The 6,364-nt window shown below is 54.8% G+C and carries 5 protein-coding genes; all 5 read left to right on the top strand.

Annotated features, from left to right (window positions below):
• Nucleotides 1-138 precede the first annotated feature (138 nt).
• The 5 genes from EYB31_RS28775 (at nucleotide 139) to EYB31_RS28755 (ending at nucleotide 6,213) form a co-directional block, all read left to right on the top strand.
• Nucleotides 139-1,437: an extracellular solute-binding protein gene (locus tag EYB31_RS28775; protein ID WP_131016918.1), complete on the top strand. Its 1,299-nt coding sequence runs from the start codon at nucleotides 139-141 to the stop codon at nucleotides 1,435-1,437.
• Nucleotides 1,438-1,458: 21 nt separating this feature from the next.
• Nucleotides 1,459-2,331 carry a carbohydrate ABC transporter permease gene (locus EYB31_RS28770; RefSeq protein WP_131016917.1) on the top strand — a complete coding sequence of 291 codons (873 nt, stop codon included), beginning with the start codon at nucleotides 1,459-1,461 and terminating at the stop codon, nucleotides 2,329-2,331.
• Nucleotides 2,332-2,337: 6 nt separating this feature from the next.
• Nucleotides 2,338-3,216: a carbohydrate ABC transporter permease gene (locus EYB31_RS28765; RefSeq protein ID WP_420819481.1), complete on the top strand. Its 879-nt coding sequence runs from the start codon at nucleotides 2,338-2,340 to the stop codon at nucleotides 3,214-3,216.
• An 82-nt stretch (nucleotides 3,217-3,298) separates the two neighbouring features.
• Entirely contained in the window at nucleotides 3,299-4,768 is a 1,470-nt protein-coding gene (locus EYB31_RS28760) for a sulfatase (RefSeq protein WP_131016916.1), read from the top strand.
• Entirely contained in the window at nucleotides 4,765-6,213 is a 1,449-nt protein-coding gene (locus EYB31_RS28755) for a sulfatase family protein (protein ID WP_131016915.1), read from the top strand. The genes EYB31_RS28760 and EYB31_RS28755 overlap by 4 nt, the downstream gene beginning before the upstream one ends.
• Nucleotides 6,214-6,364 lie beyond the last annotated feature (151 nt).

The following is a 6,364-nucleotide window of genomic DNA, read 5'->3' as shown; positions in this document are numbered from 1 at the left end:
CCTTTTAAGAATCTTCATTTATTTTTCATTTTTCAAAGATCAAATTGGAAATTTTGAAGGTGGCCGCCAGTACCCTAGGGTACTGGAAATTGGCTCAACAACAATCTTTAAGAAATACTATACGAGGGAGGAAGCAAAATGAAACGATTCAAAGTGGCGCCTTTGGCGCTTCTGCTCAGCAGCAGCTTGCTGTTTGCGGCTTGTTCGGCAGGAGGGCAGGATGGAAAACCGGCCGCGGGCGGGGGATCGGCTGCCGGAGGGAAACAGGCGACCGTGAAGTTCTGGTATCCGAGCAACGACGATCAGACGACCAATGCGGCCAAAAAGGTGATCGACGGGTTTCAGAAAGAAAATCCCAACATTAAAATCGAGCTTACGACGATCCCTTGGAAAGATTACTTCCAGAAGCTGTCCGTTGCGTATTCCGGAGGCATTGCGCCGGATGTTCACGGCTTGGGTTTCGGCCAGCTCATCTCAACTGTGGATCAAGACAAGTATATGGATTTGAACCGATTTATTAAGGCCGACAGTTGGCAGGGTAAAGACGATATGTTTCCGAGCGTCATGAAAGCCGGCGAATGGAATGGAGGACAATACGGCATTCTGATGCCGGAAGTCAGGCCGCTTGAATGGCGCAAAGATTTCTTTAAGGAAGCGGGGCTTGATCCGGATAAAGCGCCGGCCACGCTGGACGAAATATTCGATTACGCCGAGAAGCTGAAGGTCGTCAAAGACGGCAAGACAGTTCGCGCGGGTATCGATATCCAGACCGGCAATGGCGAACAGTCGTATTTTTCGCTGCTGCTTATGCTTGGTAAAGACATCTACGATGACAAAGGCAGCCCGACCTTTGATTCTCCGGAATCAATCGAGCTGGTGGAGAAAATGGTCAAGCTGTATAAAAGCGGGGCGATCATTGCGGCCAATCAGCAGCAATTGAACGGGACGCCGTTCCAGAACAGCCTGGCGGCGATGTCGTTCTCCAGCTCGCCGTCGGTATCGATTCTGCAGAAAGCCGTTGGAGCCGATAAGGTCGGCTGGTCTTTGCCGCCGAAGGGGCCGACAGGCAAGCAAACGTCGCTGATGTTAGGCACCTTCCTGTCGATGTCCAAAAGCTCAAAAGCGCCTGACGAATCGTGGAAATTCATCAAATATTGGTTTGATCAGAAGAACATTTACGACTTCTGCGTTGAAACCGGCTTTGTGCCGCCGCTGAAATCGGTGAAGGACAAATACGTCAAGGCTGCTCCTGAGAACGCCGTCGTCTTTAAAGCGATGGATGACGCCAGAGGATACGGGGCTTCGAAGTATTGGGACGTCAATATCAAATATTTGCGGATTGCGCTCGAGGAAGGCTACAACGGACTGAAACCGGTCGCACAGGCGCTGAAGGAAAATGCGCAGAAGGCCAGAGACGAGATCAAAAACGGCAAATAAGCCTGGCGGCAGGAGGAACGTATGAATATCCGCTGGAACCGAATGCTTCCGTACGTGTTCATTTTCCCGAACTTGTTTATTTATGTAGTGTTTATTCTCGTGCCGGTGGCGTGGGTGCTTTACCTCAGCTTCACCAATTTTACGATTCTCAACCCGGGGCAGTGGGTAGGGGTCAAAAACTACATGACTTTACTGAAGGACTCGATTTTTCACAAGGCGCTGCTCAACACGCTGGCATACTGGATTTGCACTGTCATTCCGACGATGCTGGCAGGTCTTATACTTGCTAACTTTCTCAACATGAAAGTCCGCGGCATTGCGCTTTTCCGCGCGTCGATTTATTTGCCGGGAGTCATCTCATCGGTCGCTGTCGCCATGACGTGGTTATGGCTGCTCGATCCGATGGCCGGACCGGTCAACACGGTGCTGAATGCGCTTGGTTTTCGCGGCGGGAATTGGCTGGTCGATACGCAGACGGCGCTAGGTTCGATCATGGTGATCGGCGTGTGGACGGGAATCGGGTATGCGATGATTATTTATTTGGCGGGACTTCAGGGCATCCCCGACCATTTATACGAGGCGGCTGAGATGGACGGCGCCTCCGGCGTACGGCAATTTGTGCAAATTACTTTCCCGCTGCTGCGTCCGATTACGTTTTTCCTGTTTATTACGATGACGATCCGCTCGTTCCAGGTATTCGATTTTGTGTATATTTTGACAAACGGCGGACCTGCTAACTCGACAACGACCATCGTCAACGAAATCGTCAAAGCAAGCTTTCAAGAATACCGCATGGGGTATGCCTCGTCGATTGCTATCGTGCTGCTGCTTATTACCTTGCTTGTGACGATCGTCAACTATACCGTCGGATCCAAAGAAAGCGATTTTGACTAAGAAGGGGTGAATCGATTGTTGACAGCAAAAGCGGGCCGTTACGTCCCCGTCTACGCCGTATTGGCCATCTTCTCCTTGGCGATGGTTCTCCCCTTTGTGGTGATGATCTTCACATCGTTTAAGGGGGATGAGGAATTCAGCCTGGGCACCAATCATTTATTGCCGATGAACTGGCACCCGGAAAATTTCATGCGGGCGATGATGATGACCGACTGGGCGACTTATTTTAAAAATTCCGTTGTTGTGACCTGCTTGGCCGTTATCGGCAGCTTGTTTTTTAACTCCTTGGCCGGGTATACGTTTGCGCGGCTGGCCTTTAAAGGCCGGGATGTTCTCTTTATCATTCTGCTTATCGGCTTGATGGTGCCTCCGCAGGTAACGATCATTCCGCAGTTTCTGATCATGAAGTCGATCCCGCTGTTCGGCGGCAACGACCTGTTTGGCCAAGGGGGAACCGGCTGGCTTGATTCTTATTACGCCTTGGTCATTCCGGAGCTGTCCGGTTCCTTCGGCATTTTCCTGGCTCGGCAGTTTTACCTGCAGTTTCCACGGGCGCTCGACGATGCGGCGCATATGGATGGAGCGGGATATTTTCGCACCTTCCTGCAAATTTATTTGCCGCAAAGCGGGCCGCTGATGGCGACGCTGGGTATTTTCAAAACGGTGTCGGTTTGGAACGACTTTTTCCACCCGCTCATCTATACGACCAGCGAAACGATGCGCACGGTGCAGCTTGGCCTGCAGGTGTTTAACGGCGAATACCGGATTCAGTACAACCTGCTGATGGCCGCCACGCTGATCGTATCGCTGCCGCTGATTGCGATGTTTTTTATCTTCCAGAAGCAGTTTATTAAAAGCTTGGTATCTAGCAGCGTCAAAGGATAACGCTTACATTTGTGGAATTGGTTATAGAGCAAACTTTACATCCAACGAATTCGCAGAGTAGAACCGAAAGGAGAACGGTGCGATGAAAGCGATTATGGTTATGTTCGACACGTTGAACCGGCGCATGCTGCCGCCCTACGGCTGCGATTGGACGCATGCCCCGAATTTCGCCAGATTGGCGGAGAGGACGGTCGTGTTCGACAACAGCTATGTCGGCAGCATGCCTTGCATGCCTGCGCGCAGAGAGCTGATGACGGGAAGGCACAACTTCCTGCACCGCAGCTGGGGGCCGCTGGAGCCGTTCGACGATGCGATGCCGGAGCTGCTGCGGCAGCAAGGCGTGTATACGCATCTGGTGACCGACCACCAGCATTATTGGGAAGACGGCGGGGCCACCTATCATACCCGGTACAATACGTTTGAGCTGATTCGCGGGCAGGAAGGCGACCCGTGGATCGGTCAGGTAAGGGACCCGAAGGCGCCGGAAACAGTCGGAGGGCACAGTTGGGGCAGCATTGTCCGCCAGGATTGGATCAACCGGCAGCAGTTGGAGCGGGAAGAGGACTTCCCGCAGGCTCAGACGTTTGCCCGCGGGCTGGAGTTTATCCGGCGCAATCGCGAGGAGGACCGCTGGTTCCTGCAGCTGGAGACGTTTGATCCGCATGAGCCGTTCCATACCCCGCAGAAATATAAAGATTTGTATCCGCATGAATACTCGGGCAAACATTTTGATTGGCCGCCTTACAAGCGGGTTTCACAAACGCCGGAGGAAGTCTCCCATGTTCGCTATGAATATGCCGCATTGCTGAGCATGTGCGACGCTTATTTGGGCAAGGTGCTCGATTTGATGGATGAGCTCGATTTGTGGAAGGATACGATGCTGATCGTCAATACGGATCACGGGTTCCTGCTCGGCGAGCACGATTGGTGGGCGAAGTGCGTGCAGCCGTTTTATAACGAGGTGGCGCATACGCCGCTGTTTATATGGGACCCGCGCTGCGGCAAAAAAGGCGAGCGGCGCGGCAGTCTGGTGCAGACGATCGATATGGCGCCAACGCTGCTGGAGTTTTTCGGCGCGGACATTCCGCAGGATATGAGGGGGCGTGCGCTCAAGGATACGATTGTTTCCGACGAGCCGGTGCGGGAGGCGGCGGTTTTCGGCATCCACGGCGGGCATATCAACTGCACCGACGGTCGTTATGTGTATATGAGAGGGCCTGTTAGCGAAGACAACAAGCCGCTGTACAACTATACGCTGATGCCGACACATATGAGAGGCCGGTTCAGCCCCGACGAACTGAGGCAGGCGGAGCTGGCGGAGCCTTTCGATTTCACGAAAGGACTGAGAACGCTGAAAATCGCCGGAACGGGCGCGCACGGACCAAGCCAGCTGGGTACGATGCTGTTTGACCTTGCCAGCGATTCGTTGCAGCTGGCGCCGATCCAAGATGCGGATGTCGAGCAGCGGATGCTGGGGCATATCGCCTCATTATTGCGCGATAATGACGCTCCGCCTGAGCAATACGTGCGAATGGGGATCGAGCGGTTATGACCGGAGGCGCTGGCGGAGAAAGGCCCAATATTGTGTTTATATTGGCGGATGACCAAGGTGCGTGGGCGATGGGCTGCGCTGGCAATCCCGAGATTCGCACGCCACATCTCGATCGGCTTGCGGCGGAAGGCATTCGCTTCGACAACTTTTTCTGTACGTCGCCGGTCTGCTCGCCGGCCCGCGCTTCACTGCTGACAGGCCGCATACCGTCGCAGCACGGCGTGCACGACTGGATTCGCGAAGGCAATACGGGGCCGGAAGCGGTGGAATATTTGCAAGGCCAGACGGCGTATACGGATATTATGGCCGAGCATGGCTACATATGCGGCTTAAGTGGCAAGTGGCATCTGGGCGACAGCTTGAAGCCGCAGAAGGGGTTCAGCCACTGGTATGCGCATCAGACGGGGGGCGGCAATTATTACGGCGCGCCGATGATTCGTGATGGTGTGCCGGTAACGGAGCCGGGATACGTAACCGAGGCAATTACAGATGATGCGCTGGAGTTTCTGGATGCTCATGCCGGTGGCGCTGCGCCGTTTTATTTAAGCGTTCACTACACGGCACCGCATAGTCCGTGGATCGATAACCATCCGCAGCATATTGTCGATTCGTACAATGACTGCGCGTTTGCCTCGTGCCCGCAGGAGCCGCCGCATCCGTGGAGCCTGCCCAGCACGGTGCCTGCAGATGTCAGGACGCGCACCCGCGATAACCTGCAAGGATATTTCGCGGCAGTGACCGCTATGGACGAGCAGATCGGGCGCATTGCGAACCGGCTTGAGCAGCTTGGCCTGCGGGAGCGGACGCTGATCGTCTTCACCAGCGACAACGGCTTCAACTGCGGACATCACGGCATCTGGGGCAAAGGCAACGGCACGTTTCCGCAGAACATGTACGATACGTCGGTCAAGGTGCCGTTTATATGGAGCCACCCGGGCCGATCGGCCGCAGGGATGGTGTGCGGCGAACTGCTCAGCGGCTACGACGTGATGCCGACGTTGCTGGAATACGCCGGCCTCCCGCAGCCGGATGCGGTATCTCTTCCGGGCCGCTCTTTCGCCGGATTGACGGCGGAAGAGGAGGCTGCTGCGCTGCGGACACAAGAGGACGCCTCCTCCGAAACGGGCCGGCCGGTCGTTGTGTACGATGAATACGGACCGGTGCGGATGGTGCGGACCAAGAGCTGGAAATACGTGCATCGTTATCCTTACGGCCCGCATGAGCTATACGACTTAAGCGGCGATCCGGGCGAGACGGACAACAAAGCCGGCCGGAAATCGTTTCAGGATATCGAAACGCAGCTTCGAGCCGAGCTGGAGGAATGGTTCGCCCGTTACGTCAATCCTCAGCTGGACGGCGTTCGCGAAGCGGTGACGGGGAAAGGGCAGCTTTATTTGGCGGGTACCGCTGCCAAAGGCCGGAGGGCATTTCACGAGCTGGAATAGCGAGCTAGTTGAGCTAGCTTGAGCAGCATCAGGTGTACACAATAAAGACCTGGCGGAGCAGGAACTGCACGCCAATGGTTAGACACGAGCTAACCATTGGAGGTGCAGTTCAATACCGCCGGGTCTTTTTTGGCATAGTAAGCCCCGTGAA

Origin of the sequence: Paenibacillus thalictri, assembly GCF_004307995.1 — a bacterium.
GTDB classification, from domain to species: domain Bacteria; phylum Bacillota; class Bacilli; order Paenibacillales; family NBRC-103111; genus Paenibacillus_AF; species Paenibacillus_AF thalictri.
This window is presented reverse-complemented; position numbering and strand designations above follow the sequence as displayed.